Annotated in this window: 18 protein-coding genes, 1 tRNA gene, 2 rRNA genes and 3 pseudogenes (1 of these 24 running past the window's edge); 6 read left to right on the top strand and 18 right to left on the bottom strand. The window is 43.3% G+C overall.

Going from position 1 to position 24,113, the window contains the following annotated elements; all coding sequences use genetic code 11:
• Positions 1–22: 22 nt before the first annotated feature.
• The 3 genes from GT348_RS00295 to GT348_RS00285 all read right to left on the bottom strand — a co-directional run bounded on the left by GT348_RS00295 (position 23) and on the right by GT348_RS00285 (position 1,514).
• Positions 23–301 (bottom strand): twin-arginine translocase TatA/TatE family subunit, encoded by a 279-nt coding sequence (locus tag GT348_RS00295; protein ID WP_160618049.1) that lies wholly within the window; start codon positions 299–301, stop codon positions 23–25.
• An 86-nt stretch (positions 302–387) separates the two neighbouring features.
• Positions 388–867: a CHAP domain-containing protein gene (locus GT348_RS00290; protein WP_160618048.1), complete on the bottom strand. Its 480-nt coding sequence runs from the start codon at positions 865–867 to the stop codon at positions 388–390.
• Positions 868–908: 41 nt separating this feature from the next.
• Positions 909–1,514, bottom strand: a complete 606-nt coding sequence (locus tag GT348_RS00285; RefSeq protein ID WP_160618047.1) for a regulatory protein RecX — start codon at positions 1,512–1,514, stop codon at positions 909–911.
• A 310-nt stretch (positions 1,515–1,824) separates the two neighbouring features.
• Between GT348_RS00285 and GT348_RS00280 the strand changes: the two genes are divergently transcribed.
• The 5 genes and pseudogenes from GT348_RS00280 to GT348_RS00260 all read left to right on the top strand — a co-directional run bounded on the left by GT348_RS00280 (position 1,825) and on the right by GT348_RS00260 (position 6,924).
• Positions 1,825–3,027 carry an aspartate aminotransferase family protein gene (locus tag GT348_RS00280; protein ID WP_160618046.1) on the top strand — a complete coding sequence of 401 codons (1,203 nt, stop codon included), beginning with the start codon at positions 1,825–1,827 and terminating at the stop codon, positions 3,025–3,027.
• Positions 3,024–3,982 (top strand): annotated as a pseudogene (argF, locus tag GT348_RS00275) (ornithine carbamoyltransferase). Before GT348_RS00280 ends, argF begins: the two are co-directional and overlap by 4 nt.
• A 74-nt stretch (positions 3,983–4,056) precedes the next feature.
• Positions 4,057–5,079, top strand: coding sequence for an Hsp33 family molecular chaperone HslO (gene hslO, locus GT348_RS00270; RefSeq protein WP_160618045.1), 1,023 nt, complete (start codon positions 4,057–4,059; stop codon positions 5,077–5,079).
• Between the two features lie 18 nt (positions 5,080–5,097).
• The gene (locus GT348_RS00265) at positions 5,098–6,111 is read left to right on the top strand and encodes a hypothetical protein (protein ID WP_160618044.1); all 1,014 of its coding nucleotides are present in this window, start codon (positions 5,098–5,100) and stop codon (positions 6,109–6,111) included.
• A gap of 12 nt (positions 6,112–6,123) precedes the next feature.
• Complete coding sequence (locus tag GT348_RS00260; RefSeq protein ID WP_160618043.1) at positions 6,124–6,924, top strand: hypothetical protein; 801 nt, start codon at positions 6,124–6,126, stop codon at positions 6,922–6,924.
• A gap of 170 nt (positions 6,925–7,094) precedes the next feature.
• On the opposite strand, the gene GT348_RS00255 is transcribed toward GT348_RS00260, so the two are convergent.
• The 5 genes and pseudogenes from GT348_RS00255 to GT348_RS00235 form a co-directional block, all read right to left on the bottom strand.
• A complete protein-coding gene (locus tag GT348_RS00255; RefSeq protein ID WP_160618042.1) occupies positions 7,095–7,496 on the bottom strand; it encodes a DUF934 domain-containing protein in 402 nt (133 codons plus the stop codon).
• Positions 7,483–9,152, bottom strand: a pseudogene (locus GT348_RS00250) (nitrite/sulfite reductase). Before GT348_RS00250 ends, GT348_RS00255 begins: the two are co-directional and overlap by 14 nt.
• Positions 9,127–9,495: a DUF2849 domain-containing protein gene (locus GT348_RS00245; RefSeq protein WP_160618041.1), complete on the bottom strand. Its 369-nt coding sequence runs from the start codon at positions 9,493–9,495 to the stop codon at positions 9,127–9,129. The pseudogene GT348_RS00250 and the gene GT348_RS00245 overlap by 26 nt, the downstream one beginning before the upstream one ends.
• A complete protein-coding gene (cysG, locus tag GT348_RS00240) occupies positions 9,443–10,921 on the bottom strand; it encodes a siroheme synthase CysG (RefSeq protein ID WP_160618040.1) in 1,479 nt (492 codons plus the stop codon). The genes GT348_RS00245 and cysG overlap by 53 nt, the downstream gene beginning before the upstream one ends.
• A gap of 97 nt (positions 10,922–11,018) precedes the next feature.
• A complete protein-coding gene (locus GT348_RS00235; protein WP_160618039.1) occupies positions 11,019–11,468 on the bottom strand; it encodes an RrF2 family transcriptional regulator in 450 nt (149 codons plus the stop codon).
• A 120-nt stretch (positions 11,469–11,588) separates the two neighbouring features.
• Here GT348_RS00235 and cysK point away from each other — a divergent pair, with 120 nt between their 5' ends.
• Positions 11,589–12,593 carry a cysteine synthase A gene (gene cysK, locus GT348_RS00230; RefSeq protein ID WP_160618038.1) on the top strand — a complete coding sequence of 335 codons (1,005 nt, stop codon included), beginning with the start codon at positions 11,589–11,591 and terminating at the stop codon, positions 12,591–12,593.
• Between the two features lie 373 nt (positions 12,594–12,966).
• On the opposite strand, the gene GT348_RS00225 is transcribed toward cysK, so the two are convergent.
• The 10 genes and pseudogenes from GT348_RS00225 to GT348_RS00185 all read right to left on the bottom strand — a co-directional run.
• Positions 12,967–16,065 (bottom strand): type I restriction endonuclease subunit R, encoded by a 3,099-nt coding sequence (locus GT348_RS00225; protein ID WP_160618037.1) that lies wholly within the window; start codon positions 16,063–16,065, stop codon positions 12,967–12,969.
• Positions 16,058–17,221, bottom strand: coding sequence for an ATP-binding protein (locus tag GT348_RS00220; protein WP_160618036.1), 1,164 nt, complete (start codon positions 17,219–17,221; stop codon positions 16,058–16,060). The genes GT348_RS00225 and GT348_RS00220 overlap by 8 nt, the downstream gene beginning before the upstream one ends.
• An 18-nt stretch (positions 17,222–17,239) precedes the next feature.
• Positions 17,240–18,393, bottom strand: a pseudogene (locus tag GT348_RS00215) (restriction endonuclease subunit S).
• Positions 18,394–18,410: 17 nt separating this feature from the next.
• Complete coding sequence (locus GT348_RS00210) at positions 18,411–19,967, bottom strand: type I restriction-modification system subunit M (RefSeq protein WP_160618035.1); 1,557 nt, start codon at positions 19,965–19,967, stop codon at positions 18,411–18,413.
• A gap of 294 nt (positions 19,968–20,261) precedes the next feature.
• Positions 20,262–20,408, bottom strand: coding sequence for a hypothetical protein (locus GT348_RS00205; protein WP_160618034.1), 147 nt, complete (start codon positions 20,406–20,408; stop codon positions 20,262–20,264).
• 561 nt (positions 20,409–20,969) lie between these two features.
• Positions 20,970–21,299, bottom strand: coding sequence for a hypothetical protein (locus GT348_RS00200; RefSeq protein WP_160618033.1), 330 nt, complete (start codon positions 21,297–21,299; stop codon positions 20,970–20,972).
• A gap of 22 nt (positions 21,300–21,321) precedes the next feature.
• Positions 21,322–21,447, bottom strand: coding sequence for a hypothetical protein (locus GT348_RS09545; protein WP_256375722.1), 126 nt, complete (start codon positions 21,445–21,447; stop codon positions 21,322–21,324).
• Between the two features lie 194 nt (positions 21,448–21,641).
• A tRNA-Met gene (locus GT348_RS00195) sits at positions 21,642–21,718 on the bottom strand.
• A 31-nt stretch (positions 21,719–21,749) separates the two neighbouring features.
• Positions 21,750–21,864 (bottom strand): 5S ribosomal RNA (gene rrf, locus GT348_RS00190).
• Positions 21,865–21,949: 85 nt separating this feature from the next.
• A 23S ribosomal RNA gene (locus tag GT348_RS00185) occupies positions 21,950–24,113 on the bottom strand; it runs 577 nt beyond the window's last position.

The following is a 24,113-nucleotide window of genomic DNA, read 5'->3' as shown; positions in this document are numbered from 1 at the left end:
GCTCAAGAAGTCGCAGCTTTTCTTATTTAGACGGATGAGAAGGATGATCATCCGTCATACGGGCATCTTCGTTCATAGAAGTTTGCTTTGTTACTGGAGGTGCTGCTTGTTGCGGTGGAGCAATATGGCTTTGTGGTTCATTTGGTGTTGAAGTGGTTTCATCTTCAGCCATGCTTTTTTTGAAAGATTTTATGCCTTTGGCAAAATCTCCCATAAGACTGCTAATCTTTCCACCACCGCCGAACAAAACAAGCACAACGATTGCAAGAATTACCCAGTGATAAATACTAAAACTGCCCATTAGAGACCACTCCCCAAAATGTAAGAATGACTTATGTGGCAATTGTTTACCAGATAAGCAACTTACAATAGTGTTATTGCCTTACCCTACCGCGCTGGGAGGATAAAGCCATAGGTTGGATAGGCTCTTTTTCCCATCCGTCTTATAGGAGTCCACCACACACGAACCCGACTCCAATTATGCTGTGCTGAGATATCCTCAACAGGCGCATTATATTCAATTTTCCCCGGAACCCAATTTGCATGTTCCACTAAAATCCGATGAGGAGAGATCTGCTTCTTAACAATCGAGACATGACCATAAGGCATATGACGTGTTGCACGAAAAACAAGTATGGCTCCAGGCTGAGGGTGATAGACCCTTCTATAGTGTCCTCTTGCTTTCCACCACCAGCTCGCAGCACTACCACGCAACATGACACCAGTTCGGGAACGAGCATAAGGCGCACATTGCAACGGACCGTGATAGCTCCCTCTAACGCCATAATGACCAAAACGGCCCGGATTGCTTGCACAGGCTACTAAGGATAGCAGTAAAAAAAGCCCGCTCCAAAATTTTAGCCTCATGTTCTGTTACCTTATACTATACGCTCCATGCACTCAGCCCCTTATAAAGACCGAAAGCGGTAAATAATGTCTTCGGCTTCATCTTTCTCAATCGCAAGGGCTCTTTTTGCTATTTCATGGGAAAAGCCATTTCGGGCAAAAATAGCAAGAATTTTATGAGGATCTTTTCCCTCTCTATCTACTCTTTGAAAAGCACCTAATCCCCGTTTGCGTGCCAAAATCAAAGCTGCAACAAACTCTGCTTCTTCTCCTGTTGCCTCTGTGAGTGTTTCCAAGGTTTCTTTGACTGTCTCCTCAGCCAGATCACTATCAACACCCTTCGTCAGTAAATGGGCCTGAACAGCGCGCCGAGATCGCCCAGTTCGCATTAAATTCCTTGTCCGAGACCGGGCAAAACTTTCATCATCAATCACTTTCAGTTCTTCCATCGCATCAAGAATTTTCTCAATTTCTAACGCGAGTGATTGCTCCTGAGCGGTAATTTCATCGGGTTCAATACCGGAACGTAGAGCCCTCATGCCCCATCTTTTGACACGACGCTGCAAAACCTGGCGCAATCCCTGTCGTGTTGCAGCAAAACGTGCCACATGCGCCAAGGCTGCTTCACGCAAAATTTGTGCAGTCAAAAGGGGCAAATAATCTTTCATATAAACTCAATAATAGCCTCAAACCTTTAATCCAAGATTATTTCTTTTAATACTCACCCGAGGCTTCACACTTAAAGTTAAACAACCCACTTAATTACAATTTCTAACATAAATTGTTACAAATGCTTCCCAATAGCATTTTTGTGATATTATAGTCTGTTTCGTATGGTTTTGCCCCCCGAAGGGTATGAGACCCTGCTTTCACCTTTAGAAAGCGGGGCTTTCTGTTTTAAAATAATCATTCCTGTTAGGGTAATCCATTGTTCACACGGCCTTCTAACACGAATTTATCATTAAGGATCGTCTGTCTATGATCTCGTCGATCATGCCTAATTATAAAAGATTTGACCTCGCTTTCACTCATGGTGAAGGCCCTTGGCTTATCGGCACAGACAAGCGACGATATCTTGATTTTGCAGCGGGAATTGCTGTTTCTTCCCTGGGGCATAATCACCCTCTGCTTGTTAAGGCAATTGCCGAACAAGCTGCCAAGGTTATGCATGTCTCCAATCTCTATCGCACCCCTCAGGCAGAAGCGCTTGCAGATTTGTTAGTGCAGAACTCATTTGCCGATTCAGTGCTTTTTTGTAACTCAGGGGCCGAAGCAAATGAGGCTCTGGTCAAAATCATTCGACGCACCCAGTACATGAAGGGCCACCCTGAGAAAAATCGCATTATCTGTTTTAATGGCGCCTTTCATGGCCGCACTCTGGCAATGATTTCTGCTACAGGTAACCCCGCTTATCTGGAGGGTTTTGGCCCACGCGTAGAGGGATTTGACCATGTTGACTTCAATGATCTCAATGCTGTCAGAACAGCTATTACCCCTGAAACTGCAGGAATTCTAATTGAACCGATTCAAGGTGAAAGTGGCATTAAGGCTGCTGATCCGGAGTTTTTGCGAGGGTTGCGAGACCTTTGTGATGAACATGGAATTTTTCTTGCAATTGACGAAGTTCAAACTGGAATGGGCCGCACTGGCTTTTTATTTGCGCATGAAGTCTCTGGCATAAAGCCAGATATTATTTCTGTAGCAAAAGGAATTGGCGGCGGATTTCCCTTAGGGGCTGTTTTGGCACGCGCTGAACTGGCCCAATATCTGACACCAGGTACACACGGCACAACTTATGGCGGGAATCCCCTAGCCTGTGCTGCCGGCCTCGTCGTTGTAGGAGAAATTTTACGCCCAGGCTTTTTAGAACAAGTGCGCAAGGTCAGTGAGTCTTTTGGCGCCATGCTTGAAAGTCTTGCAAAAGATTATCCTGAAATATTTATAGATATTCGTGGACGCGGCCTCATGCGCGGCCTCAAATGCCGTATCCCATCAAGTGACGTCATCACTGCTGCAATGGATGAGGGTCTCTTAGCCGTTGGAGCTGGTGATAATGTTCTGCGGCTCGTCCCTCCTCTTATCGTTTCGGAAGCGGACTGCCAAGAAGCTATAACGCGCCTTAGACGTGCCTGCAAAACACTCTCCCACACACTTTCTCAGCATAAGGAGAAAACTGCGTGACAGCCTCCACTCTACGCCCTCAAAATAATAAAGAACTACGTCACTTTCTTGACCTCAAAGATCTTAGCGCTACGGAATTACGCGCTATTTTAGATCTCGCTGCCGATGTAAAATTATGCCAGCATAATCGTCGCTATCCCCTTCATCCCAAACAGCCATTGGCAGGGCGCACTCTTGGGCTTATTTTAGCCCAGCCTTCTACACGTACGCGTGTTTCTTTCGAAGTTGGCATGGAGCAGCTTGGGGGGCAGTGAGCGTACTTTCCCCTTCTGATATGCAATTAGGCAGAGGCGAAACCATTGCTGATACAGCACGTGTTTTATCACGCTTTTTAGACATTATCGTACTGCGTACTGGCAATGATGATGATCTGCGTGAATTAGCAAAATGGAGCTCCGTGCCCGTCATTAACGGACTGACGCCTGTTTCTCATCCCATTCAAATTTTGGCTGATGTCCTTACTTTTGAAGAGCATAGAGGCCCTATTTCAGGGCGGACTCTGGCATGGGTAGGTGATGGCAATAATGTTGCCACATCACTCATTGAGGCGGCAGCGCTTCTTAATTTCACACTCCGTCTTGCCACACCTGAAGGCTTTGATCCATCTGAGAGCGCCATCAAATGGGCACGTCAACAAGGTGCTTTGATTGAAACAATGCGCGATCCTCTTCAGGCTGTAAAAGGGGCTGATGCCGTTATCACTGACACATGGGTCAGTATGAGTGATACAGATGCTGAACGACGCCATATGCTTTTTAAACCTTATCACGTTGACAAAGCTTTGATGAGCCATGCTGCACCCAATGCTATTTTTATGCATTGTCTTCCTGCTCATATTGGTGAAGAAGTCAGCCAAGAAATCTTTGAAGGCCCTCATTCAGTTGTCTTTGATGAAGCTGAAAACCGCCTTCATAGTCAGAAAGGTCTTTTATTATGGTGTTTGGGCCAGGAATAAAGTGAAATAACACCAGATTAAGAGCGCCACTTGCAAGAAGAGAGCAACCATCCCATCTGCCTTCTAAAAGAGGAATGGTTGCCTCTATATTTCTTCAGTCACCCAAAAACAAAAAGGCCTATAGTGTGAACGATACAGCTCCATCACTTAATACATCACGCCCAGCGGGAGTCCCTGACCTTGCTGTGCCACATGCTGTATTGCCTTTTTATCTAGCTCACGCCCCCGTCAGAGGACGCCTTATTCGCTTTGGCCCTTTGGCCCATACCCTTTTATCACGCCATGATTTTCCGCCAGAGGTTCTGAAGCTGGGAGGAAAAGCCCTTGCACTTGTTGCCTCCATGGCTACAGCACTCAAATTTACCGGCTCTTTTTCTCTCCAAATTAAAGGAGATGGGCCGGTTTCACTTCTTTTGGCAGATTGTACAGAGTCAGGCGCCCTGCGTTTTACAGCACGTCTTGATGAGAGCGCCACATCTTCTTTACCCCAAGATGACTCTGCTCTCTTAGGAAAAGGTTTTCTTGCTTTTACGGTCGATCAAGGCCCTGATATGGAAAGGCATCAAGGTATTGTTGCCATAGAGGGAACAAATCTGGCCGAAATGGCCGAACATTATTTCTCTACAAGCGAACAACATGCCTGCTCTATCCATCTCTTTGCCACACAGGAAAATGACGAGTGGCACGCCGGTGCACTTGTACTGGAACGTATTGCCGGTGAAGGTGGATATGCCCAAAATGACGATTTCTCTGTTTCTGACACTGAGTTAGATCCAGATGATGCATGGGAAACATCATGCACCTTTGCAGAAACTTTAAAAAATAAAGAAATTTTTGATCAGTCTTTATCGGGTAAAGACCTGGTTAAACGCCTTTTTGGGACTTTAGATGTCGTTATCGGGCAACCTAAAACCCTTAGTTTTGGCTGTCGCTGTCACCAACAACGCTTGGCAGCTCTTTTGGAACGTTTTAGTGAAGATGATCTTGACCATATGACCAAAGACGGCGTTATCACGATGGATTGTGGTTTTTGTAATACAAATTTTACTTTCCCGCGTGATATGATCCACTCATCTAATAAAAGCGAGTCTCCCTAGCACGGGAGGTACGAAATTATGACCTCTGTCGATCTATCTTCCATTATTTTGAATGATGAACCAGTAAAGAGGTTATATCCTGGATGGGAGGCTGTGCAGCGATATAAAGTCACGCCTGACTTTGATGTTGTCTTTTTTAAGGAAAGTGAAACCGGCAAGGAAGCATGTTGGTGGCTTAATAATAAAGGTATTTACTTAGCCAGCCATACATTTGCTTTAAATATAGAAGATCAAAAAAAGCTTCTTGGCCATTTCAGCCTTTTGTTAGAACCAATACAGCGCAGTCTGCATTCGCCCATAGTAGAATCATTAACAGAAGAAGCGCAGGAGCTTAGAGCATTTCTTCTTACTATGCCCTATACTGTGCTTTTTGAAATTATTTTAATATGGGGCACTCACAATATTTCTCGATTACTGACTTTTACCCCTGACCAATTCGTCAGGGCTGAAGTCATAATGGATCAGAATCAGTCTGTTTATGTCTCTCCTGAACAAATCAATCATCTTCTTGCCACGCCTTACAGCGCCAAAGATTCTACTGCTACAACGTCTCCATTTTCAGGATTACCTATTATGGGGAAACTTAAATTAAGTTGTTCTGAAGGAACCTTTGTACGCTTTACAGACACAAGCTATAAAGCTGTTTTTTATCTTTTCTGGCATCGCCACCCAGTTAATAAAGATTTGCCTCCCGATAGCGCTCTTGAGCCAATATTCTACTATCCTAAACGCGACTTAATCATAGGGGAAAATCCTATAAGCGGATTGGTCCCTTTATGGTTGATTATGCTCTTTCTCATTCACCATAATGAGATAAAACAGTCTGAATCTGAAATTGCTACAGATCTAGACAACATCAAATTCGGGCATATTTCAGAAGATTGGGATATTTTTGAAAATGCTGAACTACCACCTTCTGAAGAACCAATACCCGAAGGTAACAAATTGCCATTTTCGCCCCTTCCAAACTGGCAAGAATCGGCATCTCCTTTTAGCAGCACTATCTCTATCAATGAATCTAAAAAGATTTAGAGGATCAGCCCCATGATTATGCGTTCTGTTCTTTCCTCCCATTCTTCTTTTTGGAGATTGCTTTGTTGCGTTGGCGGATTTTCTCTGCTTGCAGGGTGTACTTCGAACCACCCACCAGAAACCTTTGCATCACCTGATTATAGCTACCTTCCTAAAATGAATCTTAGCGTTTCCAAGCTGGAAATCATAGATCAGGCCGCACCTCTGCATGACAGCCTTGCCGCTAAAAGCCCTACATCTCCCAACGAGTCCTTAACCCTCATGGCCCAGCAACGCCTTCATCCTACAGGCAGCACGGGCCGTGGCGTTTTTACAATTGTAAAAGCAGATATTACCGAACCCACTGATAACGTTCTTGCCGGGAAATTAGTTGTTCACCTAACACTTGATGATCCAACGCGCTCAAGTCATGGGGACGTTACAGCCCAGGTCACTCACCAAGATAATGTATCAGAAAAGAATTCAAAACGTCATAATCTCTATGAATTAAACCGTCATTTGATGGATGACATGAATGTTGAGCTGGAATATCAAATTCGCAAAAATCTTGGTTACTGGCTGACAGATGCAACTGGCACCCCTCTTAACGGTGCTATTGCTACTCAAAATCTCGATACTATAGACAATACCACTTCTGTTCCTGCAAACGGAACTAGCAACACTGCATTGCAACCAGTTCAAACACCAACTGCACTGCAAGATTTACAAAATCCAATTTCAAATGGGCAAACAACACCAGCGCCAAGTGTAAATGCTCCTACGCCCATTGCGCAGCCTCACTCTCCCCCTCCAGGAACCTTACAATTACCGTAACGCGAAAAGGTAACTCATTATCAAACCCTCCTATTTTGCGAGGACGTAAGATAATGAGTTACCTCGTTCTAAAGGGTTCTCAAATTTCTATTGTCACTTAACACTGTGTCTGCAGAGTGAAATTTTGTTTCACGTGAAAACATAAATATTTCGTATCAGCAGAGCAAAGACTAGTGGCCTTTTAACAGAGATTGATAGCTAAAAGAAAAGCGCTTTAAACGCTCTTGCCATATTGCAGGATCAGCATCAGACGAAAGCACAACGTTATCAACCCCGCAGCGTTTTAAAAACTCTGCCTGATCAGGAAGAATGTGACCTTCTACGCGTATTTCTTCCTTATAGCCCAGATATTCCCTTAAAGTTCGAGCCTGGGTAAAAGCTCTTCCATCTTTAAAACTCCGAAACTGCAACAAAATCAACTTTAACTGACCTATGAAAGGCCTAATTATTTCTGCCGATTCTTCGGGCTTTAAAAGTACAGCCTCTGCGCCATGATTTTCGGCAAGCTCTGCAACAGAGACCACCTTGTCATAAATATGAGCTTTACGAGAGCCAAGATTAAATAGTTGCATAAGCGACCTCCTTAAATGGCTCACGACCTACTCTTTGAACAGTATCGAGAAATGCCTCTCCCTCTAAACGCCGGGTAAGATAACATTCTATAATACGAGCAATGGCATCAACTGTTTCGTCTTCAGCCAAAGCAGGACCTAATATTGTGCCAATAGCGGCATCTTCTCCAAATTTTCCCCCAAGAGAATTTGGAAAAACTCCTCTCCTCGCTTATCAACTCCTAATAAACCAATATTTCCTGCATGATGATGGCCACAAGCATTAATACAGCCAGAAATATTAATATTTAAGGCGCCAATTTCTGCCTGAAGATTTGCATCGCCAAAACGGGCCCCAATTTTTCGTGCAATAGGAAGAGAACGGGCATTTGCCAAAGAGCAGTAATCAAGGCCAGGACAACATACCATATCACCAATTAAACCACGATTTGGCGTTGCCAGATCAAGCGCTTTCAGACCCTTCCACAAAATATATAATTCATCTTTACGCACGTGTCCTAAAACAACATTTTGTAAGTGAGTAATTCGTATCTCGCCAAATGAATGACTTTCGGCCAAATCTGCCAGGCCATTCATTTGTGCTGTTGTAACATCGCCAGGAATTTCACCTGGTGATTTTAGTGAAATCACGGCGATAATATAGCTATCATGACGGTGTTTTTGCGTATTTGTTTTAACCCATTGAGCAAAAGCCGGATCTTGTTTTTCCTGTGCTTCTAGAACCTCGCCCGCTTTTTCAACATCCACAAATTTTGGTGTAGCAAAACGTGCTTTAATTGCATCTACCTTTTCGGGAGAGAGACGATATCGGCTAAGATCCATTTGAGAAAGCTCAGCTTCAACCGCTTCACGATAAGCCTTAATGCCTATAGTTTGGACCAGAATTTTGATACGTGATTTATAGAGATTATCACGGCGGCCATAAGCATTATAAACGCGCAAAATAGCTTCGAGCGTTGCCAGTAACTGCTCCTCAGTAACAGAATCAAAAATTTCCTGCCCGACAACGGGAATACGTCCTAATCCTCCACCTACAAAAATACGGAACAATGGGCCATTTTCACCAGGACGTGCCAAAACACCAATATCATGGAAACGAGCAGCAACCCGGTCTTCTGGGCTACCGGAGATGGCGATCTTGAATTTACGCGGTAAAAATGAAAATTCCGGGTGCAATGTTGACCACTGACGCAGAATTTCGGCATGCACACGTGGATCCATTAATTCATCTGCCGCAGCGCCTGCATATTCATCAGACGTTACGTTACGAATACAATTTCCGCTCGTCTGGATTGCATGCATATCTACAGATGCTAATTCGCGCAAAATGGCGGGGGCATCTTCTAAGGCAATCCAATTAAACTGAATATTCTGTCGCGTCGTAAAATGACCATATCCCCGGTCATAACGTTGCGAAATCTCAGCCAATTTACGAAGCTGACGACTGTCAATAATCCCATAAGGAATGGCAATACGAAACATATAGGCATGAAGTTGAAGATAAATACCGTTCATAAGCCGTAAAGGTTTGAACTCATCTTCACTTAAAGAACCATCGAGACGACGCTGCACCTGACTTTCAAATTCTGCAATACGTTCCTCAAGAAACTCACGATCTTTTTGCTCGTAATTATAATGACCGATAGAAGCCTTCATGGGACTCCTCCAAAATTGAAGGCTGTGCGCCAGCCGAAGGATAAGCAAAATCAGGATGAACAGTTGGGCCAAAAGCGCGAACCCGCTCACGTACACTAACTGGTTGAGGAACAGGTCCTACTTTGACAAGAACTTCATATAAGCCAACCAACCCTTTTTTCTGGGCCTGCTGCGCTTCTGTTTCTAATGCCATCTCCGCTTTTTCAAGCGTCATTTGAGCCGCTCTGCGGATATCCTCATGCCAGTTCCCAGCAGAATCACACCAGATAATCCGCCCATCTAAAAGGCGGTTAGCCGTTAATAAAAGAGCCTCTCCAGGCCCTGGGCGAGACAGACGTTTCATAACGCCCCTCCTTTGGTGCGAAAAATTGAGACGTGATCATATTCGTTTTAGCACGGTGCAAGACAACTTCTCCTACAATAAGAAGTGCAGGACTTTTGATATTCTCTGCCTGTACTTTAGCAGCAATATTACGCAGCTGGCCTGTCACAACACGTTCATCAGAACATGTGCCTTTTTCAATAACAGCAATAGGCCAAGTCGCAGGTAACCCATGTTTTATAAGCTGATCACACAAAGTCTCTAATGGCGCGAGACCCATATAAATAACAAGGGTTTGCCCTTTACGTGCAAGACTTGGCCAATAAAGGTTTAAACTTCCATCAGCACGAGCATGGCCCGTTAAAAAGATACAACTTTGCGCGCAATCACGATGTGTAAGAGGAATACCTGCTGAAGCACCACATCCATTAGCTGCCGTCACTCCAGGTACTACGCGTACAGAAATACCTTCTTTCAGGAGAGCTTCCATTTCTTCTCCCCCACGGCCAAAGATAAATGGATCCCCGCCCTTCAAACGAAGAACTCTTTCACCTCTCTTTGCGCGGCGAGACAATTCTTTATGAATATCTTCCTGGGGTAAACTATGCTTTGAACGTTCCTTGCCAACATAAACACGCTCAGCATCACGCCTTACACGATCCAAAACTTCATCAGACACAAGATTATCATACAAAACAGAATCAGCGTTTTGCATGAGCCTCAATGCCGCCAGAGTTAATAAATCTGCATGACCAGGTCCGGCTCCGACTAACCAAACCTCTCCTTGCTTTTCCTCATTATTAACGAGCGCTTCCAGAGCGTGCTTTGCTTTGCAATAATCACCAGCCAAAGCATCTTCAAAATGAGCACTATCAATAAAAGATTCCCAAATATGCCGACGCTTCTCAATATGAGGAATCTTTTCTTTAAGCCAAGAGCGCTGTGCCTGCATAAATTGCGCTGCCTGTCCCAAATTAGTTGGTAATTCGGCTTCTATTTTTTGCCTAAGCCGTCGTGCCAAAACAGGAGAGGCTCCACCTGACGTGATTGCTATCTGTACCGGATCACGATTTACGAAAGCAGGGGTGATAAAACTCGAAAGAGCTGGGTTATCTACCACACAGACTGGAACACGATATTGAAAAGCTTTTTCAGAGATAAGTAAATTTATCTCTTCTTTGTCAGTTGCAGCAAAAATTAGCCCAATATCCGGGAAAAACCGATCTAACTCTTTTTCCGAAAAGGGACCTATATGAAGGCTGATCTTCCCATCATCATAAGCTTTTTTAATTTCAGAATGTACGTCTTTTGCCCATACGTGAATGATACAACCCCGCCCCAAAAAAAGACGAAGTTTGTTTAAAGCTACAACTCCTCCCCCAATAATAAGGACAGAAATTGTATCTAGCCTAAAAGCTAAAGGCAGATATGGCGAAAGAGTCTTCATAATAAAACGATTTTGACTGATCCTTAAGAAAAATCAACCAAATAAATACGTAATTATAAAAAAACCCTATATATTTTCGTTTATTAGAGTAATCTTTTCATATCGAAAATGTGAGTGGCGCTTGGCTTGGGCGGGACAAACCTTCTTTTTCTGCCAGCTGAAGAAAATCACTTAGTGTTTCTTTTTGCATTCTATCCTCAATAACAACATTTAATTGGTTCCAATAAGGTGCCAGCACACGTTCAAAAAGCTGATTTTGAATTTCGTTACCTTTTCCGTGCTCTTTCGTGCCAACTACCTGAGCTATTTCCTTCAGAGAAATGACACGCGGAGACCGTGCAAGCCTGTAGCCTCCTTTTGGCCCTCTTACACTGTCAAGAAGCTGTGCTCGCGAAAGGGCCTGCAAAATCGGCTCAATACCCCGCCTCATAAGACCATTTCGTTTTGCTATATCGGTTCCACTCACCACGCCTGATCGGCCAGCATAAAAGGCTACATCAAACATAATAGCTAAGGCTGTTAGGATTCTGTCTCTTTTAAGATACATTATGGCACTCTTTTGCAAAGAATAAGCTTTCTAAATCTTTTACCCGATTTGACACAGTAAAATAAAGAGAATACCATTTTTAAAAGTGCTATCAGCTATAAAATATGAGGGAATACACGAATGATTGATAATAACTTTTCCTCAAATTCTTCTTATTCATCCATTAAAAATTTATATGCTCCTGCACGGGGTCGTATTTATAACTCAGTGCTTGAGACGATTGGAGGCACACCCCTTGTGGCCCTAAATCGTTTGAGTGAAAAAAAAGGTCTCTCAAGACCTATTTTGTTGAAACTAGAATTTTTTAACCCCCTCGGTTCTGTTAAGGACCGCATTGGCTTAGCGATGATCCGCCAGGCTGAGGCTAAGAAAATTATATCTCCTCATAAATCAGTTTTAGTTGAACCGACTTCTGGCAATACTGGTATTGCCCTTACATTTGCCGCCGTTGCCTTGGGCTATAAAATCATTGTCACAATGCCAGAATCTGCCTCATTAGAGCGGCGGAAAATGATGACATTAATGGGCGCTGAGCTCGAATTAACTCCAGCCTCGCAAGGAATGTCTGGCGCTATCAAACGCGCTAAAGAGATTGTTGAAAGCTCGGAAAATGCCTGGATGCCTAGCCAGTTTGAAAACCAAGCTAATCCGCAAATTCATGCAGACACCACAGCCGAAGAAATCTGGATTGACACCCAAGGATCGGTAGATGTTATCGTTGCCGGATTGGGTACGGGAGGAACTGCTTCGGGCATTGCTCGAGCTTTGAAACCTCGTAAAGAGACATTAAAAATTTTTGGTGTTGAACCACTGGAAAGTGCTGTTATTAACGGCGATGATCCAGGTCCGCACGGAATTCAGGGTATCGGAGCAGGTTTTAAGCCCGAAACGCTCGATCTACCTCTTATTGATAAAGTTCTTACGTCATCTGAACAAGAAGCAATCGAAACCTCTCGCCTCTGTGCGCGCACTGAGGGGCTACCTATCGGTATTTCATCTGGGGCGGCCTTGCATGCTGCGATAGAATTAGCGAGGACGGGGGATTATGGAGATAAGGAGATAGTGGTGATAGCGCCGTCATTTGCTGAGCGTTATTTATCAACAAATTTGTTCAGTGGGATTTAACGTCAGGAAACCTCTGTTTATTTAGCCGAGGTTTTGGCTTTTCACGGTATATTGTTTATCGGCAATGGAGCCTGATTTCTCTAACATACGAACTGGGCTTGGTATAATATAGAGAGATTGGATGCGGGGATAGGACACTATCGACCCCACATTCAAAAATCGCAAAACCTCAATACTCCCAGAAACTCAACGAGTATGACGTTTCCTGCATGCATCACACATGTGTAACACGTCATGCTCATCTTCCTCTATTAAAAATAGCAGAGTGTCCCTTATGAAAATCGAGGATGAGCTATGTAAGAGGAAACACGCATAATAATTCTCGGGAAGACAAAATTTCTATTTTCTTCAACCATATCGTCGATAAAAGCCCTCAAACCTCACCGCCAACACCTTTAAACTTTTCAACAAAAGCAACAATTTTCTGAAAGACAGTCTGTTTTTTTGTAAGATACTGAGGATTTAGAGGGCTCATTTTCGGAAGCATTTCATTCAGCCCAGTCCCATTTTCACTGACAAAACCACGCTCTAAAGAAACGATAAGATAGCGTTTGGCCGCTTCTTCATTCAAATTTTCATCATGAATAAATTCTTGGGCCGCATGTTTCTGCTCAACCCGCGCAAACTCATAGAAGGCTTCCACAATATCAGCTTTGTCCGTTATATCGTCCAAGTTAGTCTGATTAATAAAATCAACAAACAAGCTTTCTTTTGCTCGGCTATCAAGGCTCGACCGAATAAGCCTGCGAACTTCTGTAATTAACTCTTCCGTGCTTTCGTTCTTTTTCTTACGCTCAAAGATCAGCTCCAGAATATAATCTAAATTAATCTCCTGCGTTTTTAAGAGATCAACTTCAAAAACAATATCATTCCAATTAGTGTCGGACGTTTCTTTCTCGTCAGATTGCTTCTCACGCCGTACTGATTCACGAATATCATTATAGGTAGACCGATAATCCTGCACGTCTCTTTGCATGGGCATCTTAACAGATCTGAGATCATCTAACTCCGTATCTGTTAGGTTATGCTCACTTTTGAATGTTTCAACAGCTTCAGAATCATGCAAATCAATTTCTTGCAATTCTTTTAAGCTGGTAAACTCATCATAATTTTGAAGAACATTTTCTGCCCTTAGATATTCACCAAAGAGCTTTGCAAAATCCTTTTTTTCTTTCTCTGATATAATTTTCTCAGGATTAGGAAATTTCTCTTTTAAATCTGAAACAATATCAGCAAAGCCTCGCTTCTTTTTACCGGTTTCCTCATCCACGTAACCTTCCATATAGTCTTTAAAGCTTTTTTCTAAAACAACATTCCTCGTGTTTTTATCCCCAAACAACGTAATCGCATCAATTGTGGCCTGCTCCAAGTCGCGAAATGTGACGATATTGCCAAAGCTTTTCGTTGCCCCATGAATACGATTTGTGCGTGAATATGCCTGTATCAAACCATGATAACGCAGATTTTTATCAACAAATAATGTGTTCAAGCTAGGCGCATCGAACCCTGTTAGGAACATCCCTACCACAATTAAAAGATCAACATCTCCAGAACGCACACGTTGAGCTAAGTCGCGATAATAATTCTGAAAGCCTTGGCTATCTACGCTAAATTTTGTCTTAAAAAAGCTATTATAATCTTCAACAGCATGCTCTAAAAATTCTTTCGCACTGCTATTCATTGCCGAGACATCAAAACTTTCGTCTTGAATGTCACCCAAGGCGTCTTGTTCTTCGTTCGCAGAAAATGAAAAAATTGTCGCGATTTTTAACTTTTTTTCGCTTGTTTCTTGTAATCGATTAAGCGTCTCATAATAAAGTTTCGCAGCATGAACATCACTCACCGCAAGCATTGCGTTAAAGCCACGCGCCCCCACTTGAAGACGATGCGTCTTTTGACGGAAGTTTTTTAATATATATCCCGATATTTCTTCAATCCGCTTTGGATGTTGCAAAGCTGTTTTATCTTCCGCAGCAATGAGCTTTTTCTCATTCTGCTCCGTCTCAAACGCCTGAAATTGCGGGCGGACATTATTGTAATCTACCTTAAATTTAAGAACTTTTTCATCTCGAATAGCATCAGTAATCACATAAGAATGAAGCTCATTGCCAAAAACACTTGCCGTAGTCTCCGCCCCTAAAGCATTTTCAGGAAAGATCGGTGTCCCTGTAAAGCCAAATTGATAGAACTTTTTAAATCTCTTCTTTAGATTCTTTTGCGCTTCACCAAATTGGCTCCGATGGCATTCATCAAAGATAAAAACGACTTGCTTATTATATATCGGTAATTCATCTGCATTTTTAATCAGATTATTAAGCTTTTGAATGGTGGTCACAACGATTTTATTATCGTTCAACTCCAGATTCCGCTTAAGACCTGCCGTGCTCTCTGAGCCATTCACACTATCGGGAGAAAAACGTTGATATTCCTTCATTGTTTGATAATCGAGGTCTTTTCTATCCACGACAAAAAAGACCTTATCAATAAACTTTAAATCTGTGACTAAGCGCGCTGCTTTAAAGCTAGTCAGCGTTTTCCCCGACCCTGTCGTATGCCAAATATACCCGCCACTGTCAGGCTTGCTCCAATTTTTGGCTTCATAGGAGCTCTTCACTTTCCATAAAATACGCTCACTCGCCGCAATCTGGTAAGGGCGCATCACTAATAATGTATTGCTGCTGTCAAAAACAGAATAATGCAGCATAACTTTAAGAAGAGTATTTTTTTGGAAAAATGTTGCCGTAAAATCTTTTAAATCTTTAAGTAATTCATTATTGGACTTTGCCCAATTCATCGTAAAGTCAAAGCTGTTTTTATCGCGCTTTGTGGTGTTCGCAAAATAGCGTGTATCTGTCCCGTTTGAAATCACAAATATTTGGAGATATTTATAAAGAGAATTATCGCTATTAAAGCTCTCTTTGCTATAGCGATGCACCTGATTAAAGGCTTCGCGGATCGCCACTCCCCGCTTTTTCAGCTCTACCTGAACAAGAGGCAAGCCATTTACCAAAATGGTCACATCATAACGATTAAGATGCTTCCCTCGCTGTTCAAACTGGTGAACGACCTGCATCTTGTTACGCGAAATGACCTTTTTATCCACAAGATGGATATTGCGAATTTTTCCGTCATCAAAAATGAAATCATAAATATAATCGTCATGAAGCTTTCGCGTCTTATCGACAATATTCTCGCTCGGTTTATCTAAATACTCCCCAACAAAACGCATCCATTCTTTATCTGTAAAAGAAACATTATTTAATTGTTGAAGCTGTGTCCGGACATTAGCCAGCATATCATCTTGGCTTTTAAGGTTGATACGCTCATAACCTTGTTGCTCCAAATCATGAAGCAATTCACGCTCTAAATCAGCTTCACTCTGATAGCTTCCGTCTGTCTGTTTTTCTGAAATATAACGATCTAAAACGATAAATTGATTGGTTTCTGCAATCGGTGTCGTTTTCTTAATCATTATTTTTTACTCCCGACCGGAAATAGCCATAACGATTCAGATTTTCTAGCAAGATAGACAGCATGTTTCTTTCATGCTCTGCTAAGCTTACAACTGTTTCACCTGAAAGCCTACTATGAGAATAAAAATTCAATAACTTTTGAGCATAGGACTCTTGAGGGGATGGCAGCAAATCAGTCCATTCTCTATATCCTAAGAAGCTAGCTGTTTTCTCGTATAAATTGCGTAATAACATTGCATGATGTTTTCCCAACTCATTCTTCTTATGTGCTTCGTCGAGGATACTTTTAATGTGTAAATGATAAGAAAAACTCTGATTACTATTTCCCCACTTTTCTTTCAAAGAAAATTTCCCCGTACCATCTCGATCCAACAAAAATCCCTTTTTAGAGGACAATTTATTTAATTCCTGATAAAGTACGTTATAGAAAAAGGCATTATGAGTAGTAACAATAAATTTTAGTTCTTTTCCCTTAATTCCTTTTTTAATAAGTTCAGCCGTATCAATAGCCATCTCTATAAGATGATTTTCATCCAAGGAACTTATCGGGTCATCAATAAAAATATATTTTAATTGGCTAAATTTATTTAGCGAAGAATCATCTTCTTCTTCCTCAATTTCACTGATGATTTCTTCTATTAAAGCATAAAAAATGCTCCATATAAAAATACTCTCCTCTCCTTTTGAAATCTTAACTATTTTTTTCCCACGTTCATCACCTCCTGCAAAATAAAATGTAACTCCATCAAAATTTTCATCAAAATCAGCGGTTATCTTACTATTTATATATTTCTGGACAATTTCCTTAACAGCTTCTCCTTTTCCCTGATCCTGCAATATCCATTTTGTAAATATGTTAGAATGAATTTTGAGCTTCGGATTATCATTTAAATCTTTATCCCAGTAGAACAAATCTTCTGTAAACGAATTATAATATAATATTTCATCAAAATATAACGATGATATTTCATCATGCTCATCATCTTTTATATTTTTTCTTGTAGAAATAAATTTAACAAACTCTTTTGAGAGGCGTGTCTTCCCCGTTCCATTAAACGCATAGATCAATTGTGCTTTTAAGTTGTTATCTTTTAAACGCTGCGCTACATCCAAAAGCGAAGCATCTAAGAGATCTGGGACTTTTTCCTCTGCCATAGTATTTTCTTCTTCAGCTTACGCTTTTTCTGGCTTCGGAAAATTTAGCAACATATCCCGATAATATTCGTACTGTTTCTGACGCAGCTTAATCTCACGTGGCAACCCTTCACTAATAGAGTGCGTCAACGCGTCAAACTTATCGAGGATCGACACAATGCGTTCTTGTTCTGATAGTGGGGGTATGGGATAGGAATTTTAGAGACCTGATGACTCATTAACTTGGGATTACCCATACCAGTATAGACATGTTTTTTTGCTTCAATTGAAAGCCAATAAAATAAAAATTTGTGTAATAAAAAATGTACATTCTTTATTTCAATAAGGCCGCAAACATTAGTTATTGAAAATTTCCCCTTTCTATAAAAAACGGTTCCTGCATTAGCTCCATCGGTAGTCCAACTTACATACTCACCATCAAAGTCAAAGTTATCTGTATTACCAATCTTCCCATTACGGGCTGTCTGCGAACTATAAACAGGATAAGGGCCATAATTATCAAATAAATAATTTTTTGACATAACACGCCCCCGCTTTAAAGTAGCCACTTCCCCCAGCGACTTCCATTCAACATCAGCGCCGAACTGTAATAATTTCTCGCGATAGTAGTTGTACTGTTTTTTACGTGCTGTAAGCTCGACCCTAAGCTCGACCCTAAGCTCGGCTGTAAGGGCTGTGAATGTGTCTAGAATCTGGACTATTTTAGATTGTATATGTAGCGGGAGGATGGGGATTTCTATCTTTTCAAGATATTTTGACGTTACGGATTTTACAATAGTTCCGTTTCCCAAAAAAGAAACTGTATTAAGATAGTAATATAAATATTTATTCAAAATGCAGTTCTTTAATATCAACCCTCTCAAATCTTGATTTATCGCAATATCATCTCCAGCAATCTTAACTTTTCCTGGTGAAATTTTGATCGCCACTATAAGAGAACCTTTTGGAATTAAGTTCGATGAACTTTTCTTAAGACCCTCGTCAGTAATATAATTACGTGTTCTCTCAACAAATGCATCATCAATGCTCAAATCGCCAACGGATGCCCATGGAATTGTACCACTCCAATACGCCTGCTCTGCTTTAGAGGGCGTTCCACCTCCTATATTCGCTATGAGCACCTCTCCCAGCGGCTTCCACTCGACCTCAACACCTTCAAGCAGCTTTTCCATATAACGCATATGGGCCTTCATGCCGTCACCTCATCGCCTTCAATCTCTGCGACGATCGCATCAATATCAGACCGTAACTGATCAATCTTGGCCACAGTCGTAAGAAGTTCCGCATTGAGCTCGGTAATATCAATCACCTCCCGCGTATCTTCTGCCTCGACGTAACTGCTGACCGATAAATTATAGTCATTGGCCTGAATATCTTCAAAACGCACTGACTTTGCGATGTATTCTTTATCTTTTTTGCTTGCAAATAACTCAAGAATTTCAGAAATATGCTTATCTGTAAGAACGTTATTATTCGTCTCTTTTTTAAAGAACTTGCTGGCATCAATAAATTGCGTATCCATATCCTTTTTATTCTTAGCAAGAACAAGGATGTTCACGGCAATTGTCGTTCCGTAAAATAAGTTTGGCGCAAGAGAGATCACGGTTTCTACATAGTTATTGTCAACCAGATATTGACGAATTTTCTTCTCTGCCCCCCCTCGGTAGAAAATCCCGGGGAAACACACGATCGCCGCTCGCCCTTTGCTTGAAAGATAACTAAGCGCATGGAGCACAAAGGCAAAATCAGCTTTTGATTTAGGAGCAAGCACACCCGCCGGTGCAAATCGCTCATCATTGATTAATGTTGGATCATCCGACCCAACCCATTTGACAGAATAAGGAGGGTTAGAGACGATTGCATCAAAGGGCTTATCTTCTCCAAAATGAGGATCAATCAGCGTATTGCCCAGTTGGATATTAAACTTATCATAGTTAATATTATGCAGAAACATATTCATACGCGCGAGATTATAGGTTGTATGATTAATTTCTTGCCCAAAAAATCCATCTTCAATCAGATGCTCATCGAACTGCTTTTTAGCCTGTAATAAGAGCGATCCTGACCCACAGGCAGGGTCATAGATTTTGTTCACTTTCTTCTGATTATGCACAACAAGCTGGGCAATGAGCTTAGAGACATTCTGCGGGGTAAAGAATTCCCCTCCTGACTTCCCCGCATTGGCAGCGTAATTGCCAATCAGGAATTCATAGGCATCGCCGAACACATCAATTTGATGACCATCAAATGCCCCAAAGTCTATTTTTTCTACGCCTTTAAGAATATGTGCAAGGCGCGCATTTTTATCTTTTACCGTATTGCCTAAGCGATTGCTTGTTGTATCAAAGTCAGCAAAAAGCCCTTTAATATCATTCTCCGAGGGAAAGCCTTGGGCCGAGCTTTCAATGGAGGTAAATATATCGGCAAGCATGGTGTTAAGCTCGTTATTTGTCCCAGCATCTCTCGCAACATTTTTAAAAAGTTGGCTAGGATAGATAAAGTATCCCTTTGTTTTAATCGCATCAGCTTTAATTTCTGGTGTGATGACAGTATCAGGAAGATCCGCATATGTGATGCTTTCATCTCCTCCTTCAATATAATCTGAAAAATTCTCACTGATGTACCGATAAAAAAGCGTACCTAATACATATTGCTTAAAGTCCCAGCCATCCACAGCACCACGCACATCATTCGCAATCTGCCAAATCTGATTTTGTAACGCTTGACGTTGCTGGGAACTTATCATCTGAAAAACTCTCTCTTAAAACGTGCCGACCAATTCTTGTCGGAACCTTTTTACTACACGCAAAAACACGCTCAAAACAGTGACTAAAACATTTCTCTCAATCTTTTGCTTCTCTCTTCAGAGATATCCTCTAAGATTCTTACACCTTCTTCTGAAAGCTTATGATCGCAGGGTATATCGTTAAGGGCACCATGAAGAGCGATCTCATTTTTGAAAGTCTGAGACCCCGTGACCCCAAGGGCGGACCAGCCTTTTGCTTTGGCTGACAAGATTATTTCCCGAGCGGTTCTGGGCTTAATATCCCCCAATTGGGCAGGTCATCCGCTCTCCATAATCTCTGAACTGATCGCCTTTTTTCAGTCTGACCGTGATATGCCCGTTCTCTACCTCCACCCATGACGTGGCACGCACTAGTCGTTCAGCCCCCGTCATAACAACCATGATAATAAGCGAGTATTCGTTTTTCTCTATAGGCTATATTCCTAGAAACGGGGTCACACACATCATTCCGTGGGAAGATATCTTCAAAATAGGATCGGTCTAAAGAAGTACAAAGTTGTAAGTGTAATTATGATCGGGCTCGGCATGAGAAAAACTTGTTGAACTGTTATTGAAGAGCTTTCGGCTCCTGGTCATGACGTATCTCGTCTGTGTGGGCTGCTCTCATATTTTATCGTTTGGGGCGTCGTTCCGCCGTCCTCTCCCTTCTAAGCTTTGTTAATGATCAAGCTGTTTCACCAGAACCTCGCTATGAAAACACTTTAAATTTCGTACCGAACTTAACTGTGCACGTGTTTTCAACGATACCTATGCTCTTACGGAATTCTTGATGCTGCGCATCAAGCTTTTCAAGACAATTTCTATGGCTGTTAGACGCTTAACGTTACTCAATTCGAGTTCGACAAGCTGACTAAGCATGTCTTGTAAAAGCTGGATCGGGTTGGTATCGACTTGCTCTGTCCCGTCCCCGCCCTTCATGGGCACCAAAAGTTCCTCGGACGCTTAGGCGACTTTGCTGCTCTGATGAATAATCTCTTGCGTGTTTCTGAGCAGCCTGTCGCCCAATGTGTAGGACGTTTTCTTGCCGGACTGTTCGGGTTTGGGCGGGATCGGCTTCTTGCTCGCATTACGCATATTATGTCGAAGAAGTTCACCCACTCCCGGCTGAGCAAACATCTCCAACATACGAGAAATCTTTTCCCCCGAATATTCACGCACCGGTCTCATCTCCGTAGATAACACCGCCTTCTGCAACGCTCTTAATGAGCTATCGCGTGTGATTTTACCACTTTGTTTTATATAGTCATGAAATGTCGCTAAGACCGAAGCCACGAGTTGACACGCTATAGTCACATCAGCCGTTTTTTAAAGAGACGACGACTTCCTTACCCAAAACAGATACATGCTCTATTCCGATACGCGTACAAAAATAGAGGGCCTTACGTCGTCTGACGACATAAGATGGCATGGTCTGTTTCATAGGCCAACGCGTAACACAGGAAGCGTAAAATGCTTCTTGGAACGGCAAACTACTACAATGTAGAAAATATGGGAGGTATTGTGTAATTTTTATATTTTTATACGGAAGTATTTTATTGGAAGTATATATAGATTGATAATAAGAGAGAGAGTAACAGATCATATAGATATGAGATAGGAATCTGTCAGAGCTATTGGATGCGGGGGTAGGATTTGAACCTACGACCTTCAGGTTATGAGCCTGACGAGCTACCGGGCTGCTCCACCCCGCGGGGGTGGGTAAAGAGTTGGGTGAGCGAGGGGACCTGGCGGCGACCGACTTTTCCGCACCTTAAGGTGCAGTATCATAGGCGCTAAGGGTTTTTACGGCCGAGTTCGGGATGGGATCGGGTCTAATCCCCTTGCCATAGCCACCAGGTCTTCCCGCTCACCCTAACAAAGTTAGGTCTGAGGAGAAGTTGTTAGTGTGTTTTTGAGTAAAAGATGACTGTGCATGTGTTTTGATGTGTGAGAGATATGAGCGATTAGGATCAGTTAGCTCAGCATGTTACCACACTTACACACCTGACCTATCAACGTCCTGGTCTTGGACGGCTCTATGAGACCTTGTTTTAAGGCTGGTTTCCCGCTTAGATGCTTTCAGCGGTTATCCATTCCGAACTTAGCTACCCGGCTGTGCCACTGGCGTGACAACCGGTGCACCAGAGGTTCGTTCATCCCGGTCCTCTCGTACTAGGGACAAATCCTCTCAAGTCTCTTACACCCACGGCAGATAGGGACCGAACTGTCTCACGACGTTCTAAACCCAGCTCACGTACCACTTTAATCGGCGAACAGCCGAACCCTTGGGACCTGCTCCAGCCCCAGGATGTGATGAGCCGACATCGAGGTGCCAAACCTCCCCGTCGATGTGGACTCTTGGGGGAGATCAGCCTGTTATCCCTAGAGTACCTTTTATCCGTTGAGCGATGGCCCGTCCACGTGGAACCACCGGATCACTATGGCCGACTTTCGTCTCTGCTCGAGCTGTCACTCTCGCAGTCAGGCGGGCTTATGCCATTGCACTCGACAGTCGGTTTCCGACCGACCTGAGCCCACCATCGCGCGCCTCCGTTATCCTTTAGGAGGCGACCGCCCCAGTCAAACTGCCTGCCATGCAGGGTCCCGGACCCAGCTAATGGGCCGCGGTTAGACATCAGAAAAAGTCAGGGTGGTATTTCAAGATTGGCTCCACACAGACTGGCGCCCATGCTTCATAGCCTCCCACCTATCCTACACAGAATTTTCCTGATGCCACTGCAAAGCTGCAGTAAAGGTTCATAGGGTCTTTCCGTCTGACCGCGGGTACCCCGCATCTTCACGGGGAATTCAATTTCGCTGAGCCGATGCTGGAGACAGCGGGGAAGTCGTTACGCCATTCGTGCAGGTCGGAACTTACCCGACAAGGAATTTCGCTACCTTAGGACCGTTATAGTTACGGCCGCCGTTTACCGGGGCTTCAATTCAATGCTCTCACATCTCCTCTTAACCTTCCGGCACCGGGCAGGCGTCAGGCCCTATACGTCATCTTTCGATTTCGCAGAGCCCTGTGTTTTTACTAAACAGTCGCTACCCCCTGGTCTGTGCCACCCATAAATGGTTGCCCACTCATGGGTCTCGTTTATCCCGAAGTTACACGAGCAATTTGCCTAGTTCCTTCAGCATCGTTCTCTCAAGCGCCTTGGTATACTCTACCAGTCCACCTGTGTCGGTTTCGGGTACGGTCTATTCGCTAGAGCTATTTCCCGGAATGGTCCAAAAGCCAGGTCAATCCATTAAGACCTGACAACATTTCTCATTCGTCACTTCTAGCAGGCCCAGGAATATTTACCTGGTTCCCATCGACTACGGCTTTCGCCCTCGCCTTAGGGCCGGCTCACCCTGCGTGGATTAACCTTGCGCAGGAACCCTTGGACTTTCGGCGACAGTGTTTCTCGCACTGTTTGTCGCTACTCATGTCAGCATTCTCGCTTCTGATACCTCCAGAGAGGGTCACCCCGTCTCCTTCTCAGGCTTACAGAACGCTCCGCTACCGCGCATATCTTAAATATGCACCCACAGCTTCGGCACGTGGCTTGAGCCCCGTTACATTTTCGGCGCAGGGTTTCTATTAGACCAGTGAGCTATTACGCTTTCTTTAAAGGATGGCTGCTTCTAAGCCAACCTCCTGGTTGTTTTGGAATCCCCACATCCTTTCCCACTTAGCCACGATTTAGGGGCCTTAGCTGGTGGTCTGGGCTGTTTCCCTCTCGACAATGGACCTTAGCACCCACTGTCTGTCTGCTGCGCTAATACTCCTTCGGTATTCGGAGTTTGGTTAGGTTTGGTAAGGCTTTGGGCCCCCCTAGCCCATCCAGTGCTCTACCCCCGAGGGTAATACGCAACGTTCTACCTCAATAGATTTCGCGGAGAACCAGCTATCTCCGAGTTTGATTGGCCTTTCACCCCTAGCCACAGCTCATCCCCGACTTTTTCAACAGGCGTGGGTTCGGCCCTCCAGTACGTGTTACCGCACCTTCAGCCTGGCCATGGCTAGATCACTCGGTTTCGGGTCTTCTACCAGTAACTATGTCGCCCTATTCAGACTCGCTTTCGCTACGCCTACACCTATCGGCTTAAGCTCGCTAC

Origin of the sequence: Aristophania vespae (genome assembly GCF_009906835.1) — a bacterium.
Taxonomy (GTDB): Bacteria; Pseudomonadota; Alphaproteobacteria; order Acetobacterales; family Acetobacteraceae; genus Aristophania; species Aristophania vespae.
Note: the sequence above shows the minus strand (reverse complement) of the source record. Positions and strands in the feature narration are given on the sequence as shown.

What these genes read in the sequence shown, in the direction of transcription:
- GT348_RS00285 (WP_160618047.1), bottom strand. Translation starts at nt 1,514, where the DNA reads ATGAAAGATTATTTGCCCCTTTTGACTGCACAAATTTTGCGTGAAGCA.
- GT348_RS00295 (WP_160618049.1), bottom strand. Translation starts at nt 301, where the DNA reads ATGGGCAGTTTTAGTATTTATCACTGGGTAATTCTTGCAATCGTTGTG.
- GT348_RS09545 (WP_256375722.1), bottom strand. Translation starts at nt 21,447, where the DNA reads ATGAAACAGACCATGCCATCTTATGTCGTCAGACGACGTAAGGCCCTC.
- GT348_RS00245 (WP_160618041.1), bottom strand. Translation starts at nt 9,495, where the DNA reads ATGAAACGTCTGTCTCGCCCAGGGCCTGGAGAGGCTCTTTTATTAACG.
- GT348_RS00225 (WP_160618037.1), bottom strand. Translation starts at nt 16,065, where the DNA reads ATGATTAAGAAAACGACACCGATTGCAGAAACCAATCAATTTATCGTT.
- GT348_RS00235 (WP_160618039.1), bottom strand. Translation starts at nt 11,468, where the DNA reads ATGTATCTTAAAAGAGACAGAATCCTAACAGCCTTAGCTATTATGTTT.
- GT348_RS00265 (WP_160618044.1), top strand. Translation starts at nt 5,098, where the DNA reads ATGACCTCTGTCGATCTATCTTCCATTATTTTGAATGATGAACCAGTA.
- cysK (WP_160618038.1), top strand. Translation starts at nt 11,589, where the DNA reads ATGATTGATAATAACTTTTCCTCAAATTCTTCTTATTCATCCATTAAA.
- GT348_RS00255 (WP_160618042.1), bottom strand. Translation starts at nt 7,496, where the DNA reads ATGCAACTATTTAATCTTGGCTCTCGTAAAGCTCATATTTATGACAAG.
- GT348_RS00205 (WP_160618034.1), bottom strand. Translation starts at nt 20,408, where the DNA reads ATGGTTGTTATGACGGGGGCTGAACGACTAGTGCGTGCCACGTCATGG.
- GT348_RS00290 (WP_160618048.1), bottom strand. Translation starts at nt 867, where the DNA reads ATGAGGCTAAAATTTTGGAGCGGGCTTTTTTTACTGCTATCCTTAGTA.
- GT348_RS00220 (WP_160618036.1), bottom strand. Translation starts at nt 17,221, where the DNA reads ATGGCAGAGGAAAAAGTCCCAGATCTCTTAGATGCTTCGCTTTTGGAT.
- GT348_RS00210 (WP_160618035.1), bottom strand. Translation starts at nt 19,967, where the DNA reads ATGATAAGTTCCCAGCAACGTCAAGCGTTACAAAATCAGATTTGGCAG.
- hslO (WP_160618045.1), top strand. Translation starts at nt 4,057, where the DNA reads ATGGTTGCCTCTATATTTCTTCAGTCACCCAAAAACAAAAAGGCCTAT.
- cysG (WP_160618040.1), bottom strand. Translation starts at nt 10,921, where the DNA reads ATGAAGACTCTTTCGCCATATCTGCCTTTAGCTTTTAGGCTAGATACA.
- GT348_RS00260 (WP_160618043.1), top strand. Translation starts at nt 6,124, where the DNA reads ATGATTATGCGTTCTGTTCTTTCCTCCCATTCTTCTTTTTGGAGATTG.
- GT348_RS00280 (WP_160618046.1), top strand. Translation starts at nt 1,825, where the DNA reads ATGATCTCGTCGATCATGCCTAATTATAAAAGATTTGACCTCGCTTTC.